Genomic DNA, 16,418 nt, shown 5'->3' with positions numbered 1-16,418 from the left:
CTGCTTCGTTTGCGCCATCGTGGAGCTCGACATGCTCCACGAGTGGGCCAGAATTCTGAGAGCGCGGATGGTCATGTACTCAGCTTGCTTCGGTGACTACTTCATCTCGCTTCCAATTCTTGGCTGGGAACGGCGACTCTGATGTGGCGAAAGCCGCGGCGTCCTTTGCACGCTTGAAGCCGTTGTGCCGTTAGGTTGCCAACAGCATCGTGCGGCCAGAACGATAATGAGCACTCTCGTGCTGCAACAATTCAAACAGGAACTGAGGAGAGCGTGAAATGGGACAACTACTAGGCTGGCTGACGATTGCGTTGCCCCTGTCTATCGCGGTCGGCATCTGGGCATCGACCCGCGGCCGAAGCGGTTGGGGATGGTTCTTCCTATGCCTGCTCATCAGCCCCTTGATTGCAGGGATTATTCTCGCAGTCTCGAAGAATCTTGCCACAGGGGAATCGACTCCGGCACCTGGTGCTGGCCGCACCTCAGCGCATTCCTCGTCGGGCGCCATGAATGCCGCTGCGCTGTTCGACGCATCAACCAAGTCCTCCTCCGCTCCCGCACATGTGGGGCCAACAGATGACGATTTCGCCGCAGCGATGGCCGAGTGCGATTCAGCGCAGCGAAAGCCCGGGGTCTGGGCAAAAGCTTTTACAGAAGCTCTGGGCGATGAAGTTCGCTCCAGAGCGCTCTATACCGGCCGCCGCGCTGGCGAGTTGGCTGCAGAGCGAATCGAGCGAGAGAGGGTAGAGCAGTTGAAGACAGAAGAAGGTCGACTTCGTCTCGAGCGTGAGGCCTACGAGGCGAAGCCCAAGGGCACGTGCCCGAATTGCGATACCGTCGTGCTCCTTGACGCAGAAAGCTGCCCGAGCCAGCGCTGTGGTGCCACGTTCACCGCTCCTGGTGGGTGGCGCGTCAAGCCACTGCCGGCGTAAACACGACATCGCGCACCTCGCTCCGTCACATGGCCTGGATGAAGCGGGTGAGATACCACCCGAGGTAAGGCTCATGCAGGTCCAATGCCGCTCCAACGGTGTCACGGAACCACGCGCACACCTCAGTCGGTTCGCCACCTTCAATGTCCGCGGAAACGCGTGCGTGCAGCCCTAGCGGCATGCGCGCGATGCGGGACTTGACTGCAACGGCATAGGCGCTCTCGGCCGCCTTGGCCTGCGTCGGGTTGAGCGGCTTGACGTCGGGATAGCCATCAAGCTCGGCCAGCGCTGCCGCCTGGTACATACCGAGAACGGCCTCGAACTTCTCTGTCGGCAAGCTCGCCATGTACCGGCGCTCATAGACGGCGGACTGCTGGGTGCCCATTTTCCCGAGGAAGAGCGCCTTGCACACGGTAGGCTGAGTGGCCGCAGCCATGTCGAGGATGTATCGCAGGAATTGCGCATGGACCTCGGTCGGCAGGCGGCGCAGCCCCTTCACCTGCAGTTCGACCACGGCCTCGAGCACGTAGTTCTTGCTTTCATCCGCGCCGAGCTGCTTGCCGTAGAACGGCATCACCACCCTGGTCAGATATGGCGCCATCCGTTCGTGCAGCATGACTCTTCGCAACATGGCCTTGACTGCCTCGCGCTTCGGCGGCGCCAGGTTCGGCCCGTACGAGTTGGTCACTGTCTTCTCGAGCAGAGTCTCGTCACTGACGTAGCGCTGCATCCACCGCGAAATCTCGGCCTGCAGTCGAGCTGGCGTTGGCTGCTGGGCGGCTGCCGCGAACGACACCGCCGCGAGCAGCGCAATGCTCAGGCGGCGCAGCCTTGGAAAGAACATGTTTTCCATCGAAGGACTCGCTTCCTTTGTTCAACTATTGAGGTCCGCGCCGCGCCAGGAGCAGGAACTCAACCCCTTGCGCTCGCGCTGATTGCATGTCGAAATGGGCCAAGCTCGCTTGGCCAAGCAGCGAGGCGCAATCGACGCACGCGATTGCTGGCACGTTCTTGAGTTCGAAGGGCCCGACCTTCATCGACTCGATGACGATGCCTCGTGCCAGCACTACTCTGCCGTCGGCTGTCCGCATCTTCACCTGCGGCTCGGTCACCCGGTAGACGACCTTCGTGTCACGCAGCATCGCGTCGCTCAGGCTCGTCCGGCTGGCGCCGGTGTCGACCATGAAAGCCCGCGGCTTGCTCGAGCCCAGGGTCACTGGCGCGAAGAAGTGACCACTGAAGGCCGGCAACCGCAGCGCCGCGCGCTCCAAGGTCTTCTCTGGTTCGGCCTGGTCGATAGCCGTCTCAATGGAAATCCGTTGCGCCACGAAGTACGGCCGGACGCCCTTTGCTTCCAACTGGTTGTCGTAGGCCTGCAGGAGAGACAGCGCCTCGTAGGGCCGCTTCGATTTGAGCAGGAGGCTGGCTAAGCGCCCTCTGACGTCGACCAGGCTCGGTGCCACGGACAGCGCCTTGTACGACCATTCGATGGCGTCGCCCGTGTGGCCCAGCTTCTCGTGGCTGTCGGCGTAGAACGCGAAGAGGTCGTACGCACCCTCCCCGAGGTCCAACGACCTCCTGAGGTGAACGATGGCTTCCTCGTGCTTGTCACGCAAGTTCAGGACCATGCCCAGGCGCGCGGCGCCGAAGGCGTCGTCGGGTCGAAGCCGTACGTACTCGCGCCAGCTGGCTTCCTGGCATCGCAGGTCGCGCAGCTGCACACATTTGATTGCCTGAGAACGGTGGTCCTCCGCCGTCAACTGGTCCCGATTGAGCCAACGCTCCACGTAGCCGCGTGTCATGAGCGTGGTCGCGCCCGAGGTTGCGAGCAGCACCGTGCAGCATCCGACGAAGACCTTCAGGTTCTTGCGCTGGCTGGGGTAGTCGCTCCAGAGCGAGAAAATGACGACGACCGCGACTGGCAGCAGCAGCGTGCCAAGGCCGACTCCGAGCGCATAGGCCAGCGACGCCCTCTCAGGCAGATGGAAGGCCAGGCCGAACGCGACCAGCACCACGGCCAAGATGATTGCTGCGGTCCACAGCGGCGCGCCGGCGGCGCGTTCGCGTAACCTAGCTTGCCTGAGGAATCCAGGCTCAGCGTCCGCGGCCGGCGCAGCCCGGCCCTTGGCCAGCTCCGGGATGTGCTGCATGGGTTTCCAGCTCAGGCGCCCTTCGCGCCAAACCAGCGTGGTCATGCTGATGGTGCCCGCCTGCACAAGCTCCTCGAGCTGCACTGCCGACAGCGGACCGCTCCTGTTTTCGCCTTCTGCGTACCACCAGACCTGCTCGGCTGCGTCTGCTGCGGGCGTGTCGGTCTGCTCCGGCGTCGGCAACGCAGCCAACGGGGCCTCGGCGAACACAGGGTCTCGACGGTCTTCGAGCGCTTTCCGGCCACGTGCTCGCATGCGCAGAGACTCGAGCGGCTCAAGGTCCCCGGCCTGCTTGGCACCAAAGTAGGTGTTCTTTACTCGCTCCGAGTTCGTGAAGTACAGAAACCAGAGGAAGCTTGAAATGAAGCCGCGAACCGTTTGAGCAGCGCCCTCCCCCGCGGCGTTCACGTTGAGGAACGCCCAGGCAGCGCCCACATCGCCGAGGTACATGACGAACGGACTTAGGGCAAGAAAGAGCTTGGCGTGGGTCACGCTCTCCGGCTCGTACCTCGTGCGAAGCCGGTTGGCCATCCAGACCTGCCAGACAATCATGCCCAGCATCAGGCACCAGCAGAAAGCCTTGTATTGCACATAGCTTGGAAGCTCCACGAGCGCGGGGTTGCGCGCCTCCGCCTCGGTGAAGTTCCTGAATTGCGTGCCAATACCTATCAGCGGCGAAAGGACGAATGAAGCGACAAGAAAGAAGCCGAGCCAGCCTCTCGTTCCGTGGAGCCTCTCTCCGCGAGCCTCCCTTTGGCGTGCCGACCGACGTACCAGCCACACGCAACCGGCAATCAGCGCGAGGAATATCAACAGCGGCAGCAGCGAGCCAGCCTGCTCCATGGTCATATTCGCTCCTCAGTCTTTCAGTGTTTTTGTGAGTAGGGCCCGTTCGGCGCTAGAGCGTCCGGGGCATCAACGTTGGTTGTCGAGTCGCAGTCTTTCCACAAATCGCGCGGCGTACCTCCGCAGCGTGTCGATGGAATCGTTCTGGGAGGCAGCAGTGACCATGGCCACGCGCCCGTTTAGATTGACTAGCTCGGTATAGGTGGTTGCGCCATTTGGAGTTCGCAGACTGGCGCATACTCGGTCTTGGTCATCGCAACTCAGCCGAGACCCAGGCATTTCGCCGATGAATCGCTTCTTTACATCGGCAAACTGGGCTGGCCGCACAGGTATCGGCCCATAGCGCGTGTCGTCCAGAACGAGCACGAACTGAACCGGACCCGAGGACCCGAAGTTTGCACTCTGAGGAACGAAGGCACCGACGAAGAAGTTCGAGTTGACTGCCGGTCCAAGATTCTTGTCGGTCGCCGGGTCGACGTTCCATGGCTTCCAGCCAGTGGGCAGTGTCAAGAGCAGCGAACTTGTCGGCATGCGCCCCACTCGCAGCGGGTTTTCGCCGCGGGGCCGGCACTCCGTTCCCTTCGTCGTCCCTGACGAGACTCGGATTGACACCGACTTCAACGAAACCGGCTGCTTTCCCGTTGGGCTCGCCTGAGCAGAAGCCGGGAGTTGGCGCTCAAACAGAAGCCATTCGTCTTCGATACGATAGTTCAGCTCAGAGGCTGGACCTTTCGGCTGACCGGTTACTGGGTCGAGGGTTGTCACCCGCAACTGCCCTGGCCCGGATGGCACATAGCTCGACAGAGTCTCCGTCTTTCCGTTACTGCCGTGGCACGTCGACCGAGCCCGACTACCGTCGTACTCAATGACACAGTCGCCGTTCTGCTCGCGGTGCGTTCCGTCAGCCAGGGTGACTCGAACCTGCTGACTACGCCAGCAGCCGCGTAAAGCGATGTCTTCGGAAGCGGCCACTGCTGCGCCGGCGCTGGACAACAGGACGAGTGCCGCCAGGGCGGGAACAATCAAACACATCGCGCCACGACTTTCACGTCGCCAGCATGCGGCCAGAGGAAAACGCGCTGGCGGGCACCAGAATGAGCCTTGTCGCGACATCATTCCGCCGCCGCGAAGCTCGTGTGCGCAGCCGACTCGCCCGCTACCGCTCGGTTCTTGGATGACATCAGCGCGAGGATGTTGAGCAGGCACGGTGTCGCCATCACCGCGATGAAGACGGCGATGAACAGGCTCTCCCGGGCCTTAAGCGACCACAGGACGAAAGCGACAGCCGCGGCCAGTCCTGCCAGCCACAGCCCATTGAGCGCCAGCGCTCCTACAACGGCAACGCGCGAGGAGTCTGGCCGGAAGGCAATCAGCGCTGCGCCGAAGGGCAGCAGATGAATCACCATGACCCATGGAGAGGCCTGCGGGTAGCGGGCCATGGCAAGCGCGCCGACTCCGAAGCAGGCAACACCAATCCAATCGAGCACCTTCGCCCAAGTCTGCATCGCGATTTCCTCCAACCCGGCGCGTGACCGGTAGTCCCCGGCACGTGCCTTAGCCCTCGACTCCTGAAGCGCCTCCCGTAGGGAGTACCGCCGTTCCATTCTTTTGAGCGCACTCGCCACCGGCAGTGGGTACTTTTGTGCTAACCTTATGTTACCAGCAGTAACTCGTCTGCGCAACATGCGCCCCTCACTTCGGCAAGCCAGCTCATGACTCCACAGCAAATCGTCGGCCTTGCCGCTCGCCTGTTCGCAATCTGGCTCGCTATCTCCGCGTTCCAGGCGTTCGCCATCGCCCAGGCGCTGAAGGCGTCGAATAACCCGGACGCCGTGTGGGTGCCGTATCTGGTGGCCGGGCTCTACGTCGGAGCCGGCGCGCTCCTATGGCTGTTTCCAATGTCCGTCGCGCACCGCTTGGTTCCGAAGACGAGGTTTGAAGACAAGCTACAGCTTCCGAGCCAGCAGGCCCTGGTCGTCGCCTGCGTGGTGCTCGGGCTGCTCGTCATTGCCATCAAGGCGTTGCCGGCAGTGCTGAAGTACCTGTCGCTGTGCGCCATCGTGATTGCCAACGGGCAGCCCATCACGACGATGGACCCTTGGATGCACATCGACGGGATGATTGGGTTCGGGGAGCTGGCGGTGGGGATTTTCTTGGCGACAAAGGCGCATGCGGTTGCGGCCAGGCTCATCCCGTCGGCTGCGGTCTAGGCACCACGGGAGAGCCGGATGAAGGCATTTGGAGTGCTGCTGTTCATTGGTGCGGTCTTGGTCGGGGGCTATGCACTCTTCGTGTTCGACCCGAGCGTAGCGACGGGCTACGGCAGTCGTGTCAACAACATCGGCCTCATGCAGGACCGACAAAACCTGTTGCTCGCAGCGTGCGCCGCGGCTGTGACCGGGGCCATTTTCATGGTGTTCGGCGGGCGCGGGGGCACGAAGGACATCCCGCCGGTCAGCTATGGTGACGGCACGGCATTGAGTACCGAGAAGCTATCCGCCATCGAGGACTTTCGCGACGCGCTGAAACATGACGTCCCCTCGGTCATTCGCACTGCGCTGCAGGCCGGGCGAGTTCACCCATACGACGAACTGCCAACAGGGCGCGGCTTTCTCCAATACGCCGTCTCGGAACAGGCACTCTCTTGCATCCCGCTTCTTCTCGAAGCCGGCGCAAAGCCCGACCATCCTGACAGCACTGGAAGAACCGCTTTCGATTTCATAACGGCATCTAGCAGCCCCGAGCTTCAGAGCCTGATGCGCCCAAAACCCGAGTCAATAGCCAACGCGGTGGCTAGCGATGCAACCGCCAAGATGATGTTGCGCTTGGAGCAACTGGCGAACTTGCACGCAGACGGCATTCTGACGGCAGAGGAGTTCGACCTTGCAAAGGCTCGCGTGCTGGCAAGTGCGCAGGAGGGGCGGCTCGGCTAGCAGCTTGCTCGCAGTTCGGCACGCGGGGCGGGTTCCCAGCTTCCGGACGAGCCGCCGAGCTCGGGCTCCTATGGCGCGGAGGCGGCGCCAGTGCGGATGCACGCGCTGCGATGCCCGGTAGCGCCATTCGATGCTGCATCGCTCCGGCGGGTTTGTGATGCCATGCCGCGCAATGTACGAAGGGCAGCAGCGCCTGCCATCCTCATTCCAGGCCGGGAAATCAAGGTATTGGCCATTCGTCATCAGCGCGAAGAGGACTGCCCTGTAGGCAACGCATCTTCAGCGCTGGTACTACTTGCAGCCGTGCAACGACATCGAGGCAAGCGTATTTTCGGCCGAAGCTCTATCACCTGCCTTGATTGCCTGGTCGACTGTTGCCTTCATGAACTGGCACATGTTCGCGCGCCCTGCCGCCTTTTGAGCTTGCTCGCTTTTCTCATGCGCAGCCTTTTGGGCGGGGGACATGGCAGCCACCGCTTCCTTGCGCATCAGTTCGGCGAGCAATTCGATGTTCTTCTTGTTGCTTCCCAAGATATAGCTCTCGACTCGGTCGATTTTTTCCCCTGGCCAGGGAGTCGACCAGCTGCTCGGCGCGAGCTCTCGCATTTTGAAAATCGCGACTTTGACCAAGGCACGATTGACCACGTATGCACTCGCGGACCCCTGCTCGAAACAAGGCCCATAGGAACTAAGCAAGAGTATCCAGGGGACTATGTCAGAAACCTGCTGAGCAACAGGCCTCCAGTCGAAGCAAACCAGCAGAAGTTGGTCGGCGTTGTCGGGCTTGAAGTTCGGGTTTTTTCGATGAAATTCCGCGACCTCTTCCCGGCTGAATTCGAGCTCGTCTTCCCGCGTCGCGCGGATGCTTTCAAGCTGCGTCCTGAACATTTGGATGGCCCTGATGACCTCCGGCTTCTCTCCGGAAGCCTCCGACAGGGCCGCAATGGCTTCGGGACTGGCGCTGCGCCGCAGTTTCTCAGGGACTCGCGATTGACCGGCCGCAAACGAACTCACCAGCAGCAACGATGCCGCTAAAGCCAAACATCTCATGAACGCTCCTCCTGCTTGTTTCATTGATTCTTGAAGACCAAAAGCCCTCGACGGGCTATCCCTTGGTGCACTCAAATGGCTGCCAGGCGCCCGCGGGCGGATTGACCACCGAACCTCGAGCGTCGACGCGCCGGGTCACCCGGAAGGTCAGTGTCTTGTCGGAAAGCTTTGCACTCATCGTGGTGCTGCCCTGGCCAGGAAGAATCTCGAAGGTGTTGCTGCCAAGAAGGCGGATGGCCCCGGACCGCATGGCCGGCGCAAACAGAGGGAGGTCTTGGGGCTCTACCGCCGCGAGCACGCGCTTTGGGGTCATGGTCACCTCACCGCCCGAGATGGCGAACGTTCCTTTGACCTCCATGCTGGCCCGCTTCGCCGAGTCGGACGAATTCGGGTCGCCAATTGTCGACTGTGTGTACGTGCCGGCGGGGTCGAACTCGTACATGGGCCGGCCCTGGCCGTCGCACTCCCAGGTGCCTGCCAGCCTTGCGGGGGTCACTTTGGTGCCAAACCAGCCCTGAAAGATGCCATAGACAACCACCAAAGCGACTGCTGTCGCCACCGCGATTGCGGCCAAGTTTGGCTTCGCAGTGGACGCACCGGCCTGCTCGGTCGACGATTGGGATGGCACCCCACCATCCTGGACTGGCGCCTCAGCGCCCTGGTCCATCTGCGTGGCGGTTTGGCCCTGCGCTTTCGCTTGTTCGCCTGAGTTCTGCATTCAGCTAGGGCTCGATGGGCCGTTCGTTCTTCTGGTGGCGGCAGTGTATACAGGACGGCGCGCCCCTGCGCACCCTGATGAGCGCTCGTCGTGGCACAAATTAACGAGTGCGCCGACTTCTTGCCGGCGACGGCGCAAGGCATCCACGTCGGCAACTTACGGCTGCCCAACTGACCAACCTGGGCGGCCGGTACCTTGGCCCTCCAGGTCGCGCATCGGCAGTCGGCTGCGATAACCAGGGCGTCAAAGTACGACCTCGCAAGCGGTGCCTCAGGCAGCGCAAGTGCGCGCGGGGCAATGACGCGGTAATGCTTGTTTGACCGCTAGGTGGCGGATAGCTGTCTCCGATGTCGAGGTACAGCTGCGACGGCAACGGGCACGAACCCGTCATACGCCTCGAACATCCGGTTTCTCGGCGCCGTACTTCTGGGCAGGCCCATAGCGGAAGTAGCCGTTGCCCCAAAGCGGCTGTTGCAGTTCGTCGCCTGGCCGGAGTCAAATCTGACTAAGCACATCCAAGAGCTGCTGACGCCTTGGCTCAACATACTCATAGAGCAGGCGCCAAGGTTCCTCCTGCGAACCAGGATTGCCGACGTAGAGGTCGCCGGCAATCTGCATCACTTCGCGAGACATGGCCTGGCTCTTCGCTCCATGAAGCTCGCCGAACGAAACAACGTCATACAGCGTTCCGGCATTCACTTCGGAACGTAAGGTCGTTGGGGTTATGCCATGTCGATTCATCGCCTGGTGAACGCGGCGAAGGATGCCGGCGGTTTCGTTGGCACTGATGAGGTCGAAGGCTTCAATGGTCTCGCTGAGCCACTGGCCGGTGGAATTTTCCAAGAATCCGAGAATCCCGCTCATCGAGACCTCGGTATCGAAGTCGAGTACGAGCGTCAGCACACGAAAAACCTCAGGCCGCGATGCCAAGGTTTCTCGAAGGCGATTTAGGGGAGGTTCGTACAGGCTGATGGACAAAGCCTGCACCAACTCTTCCGTGCTCAACGATGAAAAGTCTTCGATGTTCGGCATGAATAGGAAATGCGGATGAAGGGCCGGTTGTGGCCGCATCTTGCCCTTTGACGTTCAGCCGAAATCAACGGACCTGACGATAGTGCCCGCGTCAGCGAGCTCGCCCGCGGCATCGCCGCTTTCAGCGGCTGCCACGTAGGTGACAAGTGCCACGTCGGAGCCGTTGGTCAAGTACCAGGCGCGAATCACGTCGCCTGCATGCAGGAAGCTCCCGCCGACATAGTGGCTCGCGGACTTGCCTCGTTCGACGTTCGCAGCCACGCCAAGAGAACGTGTGTCGGCGAACTCCTTGAGCATCGCGTCAAGGTCGTCCGGGCTGACTTGTGGGTTGGCGCCGGAAAGATACCGTCCTACAGAGAACTGCAGTGCCCCGACCCCTTCCGGCTTTGCCAGGGTGGGCGGTGTTCCTTCGGGCATGTCGTCGCTGATGTCGACCCAGCCGTTGGGGAGAGCGATGCGGACGCCCGCGAAGGTGCAGAGTTGGCTCATGTTTTGAGAAGTCAGAGGGTAGGGTCGAAGGTCCGGTCTTGGCCGGTTGGAGGCGTCCGCGCAAGCAATTCGTCGCCGCCAGCGCCAGCGAGCTATCCGCCGAGCTGTGCAAAGCCTCTGAGGCGACGTGTGCCTATGACACCGACTACAAGATGCACACCGAAAGCCACGAGCAAAAAGATTCCCCCGACCAACAACCAAGATTGGGCCGGCAACACAAACATGAAGGGAATCATGGTCAGTTCTGCGGCGAGCATCACGGCCATTTGGATGCGCCCGAACTTTCTTGCGACCAGGGCGCGCTCGTTGCTGGGTTCCTTCTTGAGCAACGCGCGCAACGGCCATAGAGCGCCGCCTCCAAGGAGCACCTTGAAAACAAGCATTGGCGGCTTCAGCCCAAACGCGGATGCTGCGACCAAGCCGATATACGTGACAGGCATGCCCCAGAGCGCATAGCGGACGAGCCAGTCGAGGTTCTGCGGCTGGCCTAGCACCTCGGCTGGTGACGCTGAAGAACTGGGACGCGTCACGTTGGATGCCGGTGCGACTTCGCTTGCACGCGAGGCTGGTTCGTCCCGATTGTCGCGTGACGGACCGAAGGGTTTCCCGCAGTCGGTGCAGCGCGCGGCCGCGAACGTGTTTTCAGCCTCGCATTGCGGGCAAATCATTGCTACGGCGCTCCTCGTTCGTGGCCGCGCACGGTTCGCGCAGCCGATTTATGTCAGCAAAATGTAACCCGGACGGCATCGAAAGCCAACTGGAAGAGGCGCGTTTTGTTGCAGTTCAGTTGAACTGGAATTGAGACGCCATCAAGAACGAAGGCTTCGGACGGCTGCGGACCGATATCAAAGGCCTCCAGGCGCCGCTAAGGCTATCGACCGCGCTCAAGACGCCAAGGTGCATGCGAACTCGCGATGACTTTAAAAAGGTCCGGCGACATACCGAGGTACCAACCCTTAACTTCTGCCCCAGGTTTGTCTTTGGTGATGTGGATTTTGACCTTCACACCGGCGAACGCCGCGTCTAGAACGTCTCGAAGGAGCCGTTTACAGTCATCGAGGTCACCTTTAGTCGGAAGCTCTGAGGCCCGTAGCTGCACCGACACTACATGGCCTGGCTCGGGGCGCAGACCGATTGCTCCAAGCCAATCGAACGCAGGCCAGACAATCTCGAAGAAGGCGAGTTGCAGTCCTGGCAGGTGCTCCTCGACGTGGTCAATTGAAGGCATCGGTAGTCGAAAGTGGCAGGCTGCCTGTACGTAGTGCAGGCGCAATCGTGACCGGCCTCAGGACAGAGCGCACGCGCTTCGGACGTCGCGCTTGACTGTCCCTGATGGCCCACATTCTGCCTATGGAGGTCACCAGCCGTCACGAGGTGGATTGAAACTGTGCCAGGGGTTCGCCGGCGCAGGGTTCCCCCCTGGAGTATTAGTATTTTCCTTAGGAAACGTGAAATGAGAGCGAAATGCGACGTCCAACGAGTACGCCGCCATCCGCTTTGATTGGCTCCGCCCCAGGTGAAAGCGGTGCCGATAGTGAGCCGCAAGCGCCCTCTCTGCAGCCGGATACTTCATCCCAAACGCTTGGAACAATTGACGGTTATACGTATCCTTGCCTGCCCACTCGGCCAGCCCGGAATCCACCTCGCTCCTCGAGTTGAACGGTTGCTGAACCGCCCACGGACGCAGCGCGGCGTTCGCCAGCGTGTGCTGAACGTCCACCTGTATCCACGCCGTTGGTTGCTGCGTACCTTCGCCCGCACCGGACCCGATTGCCTTATCCAGCAGGCGCACGAGAGCGGCTGTCGGCTCAGGGAGCAGCGCACTCGCATCTTTTGCAGACGCCGGCCGGAAGTCAATTCGGCAACTTGGGCTAGGACCGCGTTCGAGCGCATACACAGACCAAGCTGCGAGAAAGACAAAAGGCTGCCCCACATCGATGAGCCAGAGTGCCCCTGATGCGCCGTGCCTGAATACCAGGGGGGGGCCTCCACACGCCCGAGAGAATCTCGCCGTTCGACCCCCGCTGCGCGGGTTGGCCAAGACGCGCAACGAAGTCGCCAACAGTCTGCTCATCGGGCGTGATGAAGGCGGAATATGCATCTCCGCGCCACCCGCGCGGAGTTTCTTGCACAATCAAGCGGTGCCCATGTTCTCCATGCCGCTGCCAATACACGGCTCTGGCGATGGTGCTATCCGGTGTACGGTGCTTCTCAAACATCGTCTCATCGACCTGAAGCGCGTCGCCGCCAGAGAGGTCGAGTTCTGACGCTCCCAACACCAGTTCGCTCGACAGGACGGACGGCAGCAAGAAGGGAGCGTAGAGACGAGGCGAGTCCGATGCGAACGCTGCTTGGGCAATGACGAGCGCCTCTTTGCACTCAGGTCGAGTTACAGAACCGGCGAGCACTGGACCTTTGGTTTCCAACAACGAACCTGCCGCCGCCCCTGCAACGGTCAAGGTCAGCAACAGCGGCACAGCGAGCTTCATCGTCGAACGGGTCACAAGCAGAATCTCCCCAGTCTTGCACTTCACACCGAATGCACGCGCTACGTTAGAGCCGCACCGTGCGTTCCCGGTGAACTTCACGTGAAACCCTCGAGAAGGGAGTTCGGCGCCCCCCGCGATGGGCCACGTTTTCGTTCGTGTGGAGGCCTTTATCGACCGCGCCACGGTCAATAGGCCTTCAATCAAGGCAACGCTAGCGGAACTGGAGGGTCGTGACGAACTTCCGGTATTGGCCGCAACGCGAGCGTTGAGTAGTCTTGTAGAGCTCTACCAGCCGGTCGCGTCCGTCTCAGAGCGTGCCGGCTCAACGCTACCTGGGCAGGCCAGCCGGTCTAGCGGCACATGGGTGAAGAATATCTTCAACTCGGGTGAGTGCACGACAGCAAATGCGTGGCTGACACCCCCCGGTCCCACGGCCCAAAAGAACGGTGCGCGACGACGATTCAACTTCCGGTAGGCGTTCAGCTTCGGGCCCGTCAGGGACTTCTCATCCACCTCGGACTGGGGAGCCAGGTTGAGCATATGCTCGATGAGCGCGTCGAGTTCCTTCTCGGTCTTCTTGACCTCGCCGGCGATGTACTCCGTCTCCAGGTTGCCGGGAAGAGACGCGGTCAGGTCGAATTCCCACTTGGCCGACTGCAGTGCCAAGCAGGTCACGGGCCATCCAAGTTCGAAATGGAGGCGTGCCACCGAGCTAATGGCAATGACCGGTTCCAGCCAAGGCGTGATGCTCCTCGGGACGGCGTCTCTGGAACCCTCCCAGAAAATCACTTCCTCGGTCTTGCCGTGGGGCAGTCGGTATCCGCCACGTTTCCCGTGCACCACGATGCCGCTATCCAGCGCGCGGAGGAAGCCCCTGGCATCAGCTGTCGTCACCTTATTGGATATCGCCTTGTACCCCGCCGGCGAATACTGCCGGGCTGAGTAATTGCAATAGGCGGGTAGCCACTCGGCCGACAGCCGGCGGGTAAACGTTGCGAGAGAGTCGTCGGACATCGAAGGGAATCCTACATCGACGCTGAGAAGTGGAGGCCCGAAACGACCGTCTTTTTGGCCGGCGCGGCGGTTGGCAGCGTCTCACACCCACACGCCCTAAGCCGCGGAGGTCGGCTCATACTTCTCACGCATCTCAAGATATGCCTTCCTGCAATGCTCGAAATAGGCCCTTTCATCGTCTGCGACGCGCTCAGCCTCATGCCCAGAAATTACAGGGTCGGCAGTGGCTGTCTCGACGACGCGGATGCTCACCACATCCCCAGCCTTCAAATTCGCTCGTAACCAATCCAAGTGTTCGTCGGCGGCCCCGTCCGCGCGTGCCGTCAGTCCTCCAAGACGCAAGTCCATGTCGACGCTTCCATCATCCCGCGGCGGTGCAGCCTCAGGGCCCAGCTTCCCTGTCAGGGTGATGATGGCAGAGAGCACGCACAGGTCGGTTGCGCCGCCGGTGACAGCGTCTCGTCCGTTGATGGAGATTTCTAAGGCATACATGGACGGATTCTCAAGGATTGGCGACAGGGGCTGACCGTCTGCTTCTGGCCCGAATGCAGGAAGCCCCTACGAGAAGGCTTGCCGTGGCGCCACGATGGAAAATCGGGCCTCCTCATATCTTAGGTCTTGAGCTCCGGCCTGCAAGCAAGGGCGCGCAGCTGCCGGTAGAACCCGCCGTACTCTGCCTTGTCGATAGCGCCGGCGATTGAGGGCCGTCGATTGACAATGAGTCCTTGACCACCTCGGAGCGCCTGCTCTTCAGCCGAATGAAATTGGACAATGCCCTGTTTGCAGTTCACCAGGTATCTGGTTCGCTCCGACCGTTTGCATGCCAGGGGCGAAGTGTTCAGGCGTGCGTACGGGTACTCCGTGTGCTGCAGGACCTCCGTGTTGCCAGACGCATCGGTGGACCCCACCTTAAGAAAGGTGAGATTTCCATCCATGTTCTTGAGGGGAGGCCCAGAGCGGACCGAGTAACCGCGCCACCTTGCCCTCAAAGCCCGGCATCCCTGGCTTGTAGCTCTTCGTGAGCTCAATCACGTTCGCAGGCAGTCCCGGCGTCGCCCTCAGCTGGGCCTTGAGAGTTTGGGCACAGACCTGCGCGACGGGGGTCGATTTCGCCGACGCAACGTACACCAAGTGCCAGCCAAACTCCGTTTGGACCGGACCGCTCATGTGGCCAGGCGCGGTAGCGAAGGCCGCTGCTTCGAAAGGGCGCACCATCGTGCCCTCTTTAATCACCCCGAGGTCTCCGCCCGCTTGGCGCGAGCCTGGGTCGATGCTCTTGGCGACAGCCGCCACCTTGAAGGCTGGCAGCAAACGCTCCTTGGGGACAGTTCGGAGCGACGCTACTTCTTTGGCATCCGCCTCTGTGCGGAACATGACGTGGTAGACATGCGCCTCGTGGTAGCTGCCACGCTCGTCCACGTCGCTCGGCAGTGTCTGCGCTTGAATCGTCGTGGCCGCGAGCATGGCGCAGGCTGCGAGTTTGTTCATTTTTCTTTGGTTTGTCGGTGGCACCCGCCGGCAATCGTAACTGGAACCGGGCTTGATGTCCTGCCATGGACGGAAGCGCGTATCGCGCCGATTGCGTGTCACGTGGTCAGTGGGCACACACTGCAGAAGCCGCGCTCGACCCGCCGATTGAGGCCGTCGCTAGGTTCCGGACCTGAGCTCGATTAGGGGTTCGCTGGTCCGGCTTCGGGGCAGTGCTCACGAGCGACCAGTGGCCCGCAAACAGGTGTCCGATGCACCCCTTTAAGCGGCTTGGTATTGCTCCATCGCCCGAGCTAACTCTTGCGCCACCTGCGCACGCAAGGTCGGCGGCTCCAAGACCTCGACATGAGGCCCGTGGCGCAGGATGTCCATCGTCAACTCCCGTGCATCGGCATACGGGACCTCCAGCACTAAGCGGTCCTGGGCGTCGCGCGTCATGCGTTGCTTCGGGTGCCAGCTCTCGCGCGACACCCAGCGGGCGCGCTCGGCGCTGAAGCGCAGCTTTGCCCAGGTGAGTTGGCTGCCGCTGAAAATGCCGTAGCCCTCGCCAATGAACGAGGCAAGCACCTTGTTCGGCACCTTCCCTGCAGGGCGAGCGAGAACCTCTACGGCCTCCATCGAATCCATCGCGAACGACCGCAAGCCGTTGCGAACATGACAGTATGCGCAGAGAAGCCAGTTCGAGCGGTAGTGCAAGAGCATCTGGGGCGACACCTCACGCTCGCTGCTTTCGCCACGCCCCTTGGCAAAATATTTCAACTTAAGACGTTCGCCGCGTAACAAGGCAGCGGCCACGACTTCGAAGTGCTTGTCTGGCACGGCCCGCGCGCCGGTGGTTATCAGGCGCACGCGGCCCTCGACGTCGGAAGCGGCGTGCTGTCCTGTCTCGATGACGGCGCGCAGTCGCGCCCGCAGAGGCTCTATATGTGAGCCCAGCAACCCTGGCTGCATCTCCGACAGCAGCGCTTGCATCATCAGCAACGCATACGCCTCACTCGAGTTGAACCACATCCCCGGGAGTTCTTGCCTTTCCAGGCCCGGCCCGGCCCCGGCGTACACGTAGCCACCGGCATCTCGGTCCCACTCAATGGGCGCTTGGAGACGGTCGCGCATGTATTCGATGTCGCGCTTGAAGGTGGCCCGGGAGACCTCCAGTTCCTCCAGCATCCTGGCGATGGGCACCGGCCTTCCCCGCTGGAGCAAGGAATCGATTTTGTAGAAGCGCTCGGTCCGGTCCATGGGGCTTGTGGCGGCTGGGGAGTAACTCTTTGGTATCA

The 16,418-nt window shown here is 61.5% G+C and carries 16 protein-coding genes; 3 read left to right on the top strand and 13 right to left on the bottom strand.

Annotated elements, in window-relative coordinates; translation table 11 throughout:
* Nucleotides 1-278 precede the first annotated feature (278 nt).
* Complete coding sequence (locus WDLP6_RS29100; protein ID WP_162570699.1) at nucleotides 279-932, top strand: hypothetical protein; 654 nt, start codon at nucleotides 279-281, stop codon at nucleotides 930-932.
* A gap of 25 nt (nucleotides 933-957) precedes the next feature.
* Here the strand turns inward: WDLP6_RS29100 and WDLP6_RS29095 are convergent, their stop codons facing one another.
* From WDLP6_RS29095 to WDLP6_RS29080, 4 genes are all read right to left on the bottom strand, one after another.
* Nucleotides 958-1,785: a hypothetical protein gene (locus tag WDLP6_RS29095; protein ID WP_162570819.1), complete on the bottom strand. Its 828-nt coding sequence runs from the start codon at nucleotides 1,783-1,785 to the stop codon at nucleotides 958-960.
* Between the two features lie 25 nt (nucleotides 1,786-1,810).
* A complete protein-coding gene (locus tag WDLP6_RS29090) occupies nucleotides 1,811-3,931 on the bottom strand; it encodes a GYF domain-containing protein (protein ID WP_162570818.1) in 2,121 nt (706 codons plus the stop codon).
* Nucleotides 3,932-3,997: 66 nt separating this feature from the next.
* Nucleotides 3,998-4,960 (bottom strand): hypothetical protein, encoded by a 963-nt coding sequence (locus WDLP6_RS29085; protein WP_162570817.1) that lies wholly within the window; start codon nucleotides 4,958-4,960, stop codon nucleotides 3,998-4,000.
* An 80-nt stretch (nucleotides 4,961-5,040) separates the two neighbouring features.
* A complete protein-coding gene (locus WDLP6_RS29080; protein WP_068674532.1) occupies nucleotides 5,041-5,433 on the bottom strand; it encodes a hypothetical protein in 393 nt (130 codons plus the stop codon).
* 207 nt (nucleotides 5,434-5,640) lie between these two features.
* On the opposite strand from WDLP6_RS29080, the gene WDLP6_RS29075 reads away from it, so the two are divergent.
* Nucleotides 5,641-6,138, top strand: a complete 498-nt coding sequence (locus WDLP6_RS29075) for a hypothetical protein (RefSeq protein WP_068674398.1) — start codon at nucleotides 5,641-5,643, stop codon at nucleotides 6,136-6,138.
* An 18-nt stretch (nucleotides 6,139-6,156) separates the two neighbouring features.
* A complete protein-coding gene (locus WDLP6_RS29070; RefSeq protein ID WP_146039519.1) occupies nucleotides 6,157-6,861 on the top strand; it encodes an SHOCT domain-containing protein in 705 nt (234 codons plus the stop codon).
* A 291-nt stretch (nucleotides 6,862-7,152) separates the two neighbouring features.
* On the opposite strand, the gene WDLP6_RS29065 is transcribed toward WDLP6_RS29070, so the two are convergent.
* The 9 genes from WDLP6_RS29065 to WDLP6_RS29025 form a co-directional block, all read right to left on the bottom strand.
* The gene (locus WDLP6_RS29065) at nucleotides 7,153-7,911 is read right to left on the bottom strand and encodes a hypothetical protein (protein ID WP_162570816.1); all 759 of its coding nucleotides are present in this window, start codon (nucleotides 7,909-7,911) and stop codon (nucleotides 7,153-7,155) included.
* Between the two features lie 55 nt (nucleotides 7,912-7,966).
* On the bottom strand, nucleotides 7,967-8,629 hold the full coding sequence (locus WDLP6_RS29060) for a hypothetical protein (protein WP_162570815.1): 663 nt from the start codon (nucleotides 8,627-8,629) through the stop codon (nucleotides 7,967-7,969).
* A gap of 495 nt (nucleotides 8,630-9,124) precedes the next feature.
* Nucleotides 9,125-9,661, bottom strand: coding sequence for a DMP19 family protein (locus tag WDLP6_RS29055; RefSeq protein WP_162570814.1), 537 nt, complete (start codon nucleotides 9,659-9,661; stop codon nucleotides 9,125-9,127).
* A gap of 54 nt (nucleotides 9,662-9,715) precedes the next feature.
* The gene (locus WDLP6_RS29050; protein WP_162570813.1) at nucleotides 9,716-10,150 is read right to left on the bottom strand and encodes a hypothetical protein; all 435 of its coding nucleotides are present in this window, start codon (nucleotides 10,148-10,150) and stop codon (nucleotides 9,716-9,718) included.
* 92 nt (nucleotides 10,151-10,242) lie between these two features.
* Nucleotides 10,243-10,818, bottom strand: coding sequence for a hypothetical protein (locus tag WDLP6_RS29045; protein WP_162570812.1), 576 nt, complete (start codon nucleotides 10,816-10,818; stop codon nucleotides 10,243-10,245).
* A 2,106-nt stretch (nucleotides 10,819-12,924) separates the two neighbouring features.
* Nucleotides 12,925-13,653 (bottom strand): hypothetical protein, encoded by a 729-nt coding sequence (locus WDLP6_RS29040; protein ID WP_162570810.1) that lies wholly within the window; start codon nucleotides 13,651-13,653, stop codon nucleotides 12,925-12,927.
* A gap of 96 nt (nucleotides 13,654-13,749) precedes the next feature.
* Nucleotides 13,750-14,145: a hypothetical protein gene (locus WDLP6_RS29035; protein WP_162570809.1), complete on the bottom strand. Its 396-nt coding sequence runs from the start codon at nucleotides 14,143-14,145 to the stop codon at nucleotides 13,750-13,752.
* A gap of 417 nt (nucleotides 14,146-14,562) precedes the next feature.
* Nucleotides 14,563-15,141 carry a peptidylprolyl isomerase gene (locus tag WDLP6_RS29030; RefSeq protein ID WP_162570808.1) on the bottom strand — a complete coding sequence of 193 codons (579 nt, stop codon included), beginning with the start codon at nucleotides 15,139-15,141 and terminating at the stop codon, nucleotides 14,563-14,565.
* Between the two features lie 261 nt (nucleotides 15,142-15,402).
* Nucleotides 15,403-16,380 carry a helix-turn-helix transcriptional regulator gene (locus tag WDLP6_RS29025; protein WP_162570807.1) on the bottom strand — a complete coding sequence of 326 codons (978 nt, stop codon included), beginning with the start codon at nucleotides 16,378-16,380 and terminating at the stop codon, nucleotides 15,403-15,405.
* Between the last annotated feature and the right edge of the window lie 38 nt (nucleotides 16,381-16,418).

Source organism: Variovorax sp. PBL-E5, from assembly GCF_901827185.1.
Taxonomy (GTDB): domain Bacteria; phylum Pseudomonadota; class Gammaproteobacteria; order Burkholderiales; family Burkholderiaceae_C; genus Variovorax.
This window is presented reverse-complemented; position numbering and strand designations above follow the sequence as displayed.

What these genes read in the sequence shown, in the direction of transcription:
- WDLP6_RS29100 (WP_162570699.1), top strand. Translation starts at nt 279, where the DNA reads ATGGGACAACTACTAGGCTGGCTGACGATTGCGTTGCCCCTGTCTATC.
- WDLP6_RS29095 (WP_162570819.1), bottom strand. Translation starts at nt 1,785, where the DNA reads ATGGAAAACATGTTCTTTCCAAGGCTGCGCCGCCTGAGCATTGCGCTG.
- WDLP6_RS29090 (WP_162570818.1), bottom strand. Translation starts at nt 3,931, where the DNA reads ATGACCATGGAGCAGGCTGGCTCGCTGCTGCCGCTGTTGATATTCCTC.
- WDLP6_RS29085 (WP_162570817.1), bottom strand. Translation starts at nt 4,960, where the DNA reads ATGTGTTTGATTGTTCCCGCCCTGGCGGCACTCGTCCTGTTGTCCAGC.
- WDLP6_RS29080 (WP_068674532.1), bottom strand. Translation starts at nt 5,433, where the DNA reads ATGCAGACTTGGGCGAAGGTGCTCGATTGGATTGGTGTTGCCTGCTTC.
- WDLP6_RS29075 (WP_068674398.1), top strand. Translation starts at nt 5,641, where the DNA reads ATGACTCCACAGCAAATCGTCGGCCTTGCCGCTCGCCTGTTCGCAATC.
- WDLP6_RS29070 (WP_146039519.1), top strand. Translation starts at nt 6,157, where the DNA reads ATGAAGGCATTTGGAGTGCTGCTGTTCATTGGTGCGGTCTTGGTCGGG.
- WDLP6_RS29065 (WP_162570816.1), bottom strand. Translation starts at nt 7,911, where the DNA reads ATGAGATGTTTGGCTTTAGCGGCATCGTTGCTGCTGGTGAGTTCGTTT.
- WDLP6_RS29060 (WP_162570815.1), bottom strand. Translation starts at nt 8,629, where the DNA reads ATGCAGAACTCAGGCGAACAAGCGAAAGCGCAGGGCCAAACCGCCACG.
- WDLP6_RS29055 (WP_162570814.1), bottom strand. Translation starts at nt 9,661, where the DNA reads ATGCCGAACATCGAAGACTTTTCATCGTTGAGCACGGAAGAGTTGGTG.
- WDLP6_RS29050 (WP_162570813.1), bottom strand. Translation starts at nt 10,150, where the DNA reads ATGAGCCAACTCTGCACCTTCGCGGGCGTCCGCATCGCTCTCCCCAAC.
- WDLP6_RS29045 (WP_162570812.1), bottom strand. Translation starts at nt 10,818, where the DNA reads ATGATTTGCCCGCAATGCGAGGCTGAAAACACGTTCGCGGCCGCGCGC.
- WDLP6_RS29040 (WP_162570810.1), bottom strand. Translation starts at nt 13,653, where the DNA reads ATGTCCGACGACTCTCTCGCAACGTTTACCCGCCGGCTGTCGGCCGAG.
- WDLP6_RS29035 (WP_162570809.1), bottom strand. Translation starts at nt 14,145, where the DNA reads ATGTATGCCTTAGAAATCTCCATCAACGGACGAGACGCTGTCACCGGC.
- WDLP6_RS29030 (WP_162570808.1), bottom strand. Translation starts at nt 15,141, where the DNA reads ATGAACAAACTCGCAGCCTGCGCCATGCTCGCGGCCACGACGATTCAA.
- WDLP6_RS29025 (WP_162570807.1), bottom strand. Translation starts at nt 16,380, where the DNA reads ATGGACCGGACCGAGCGCTTCTACAAAATCGATTCCTTGCTCCAGCGG.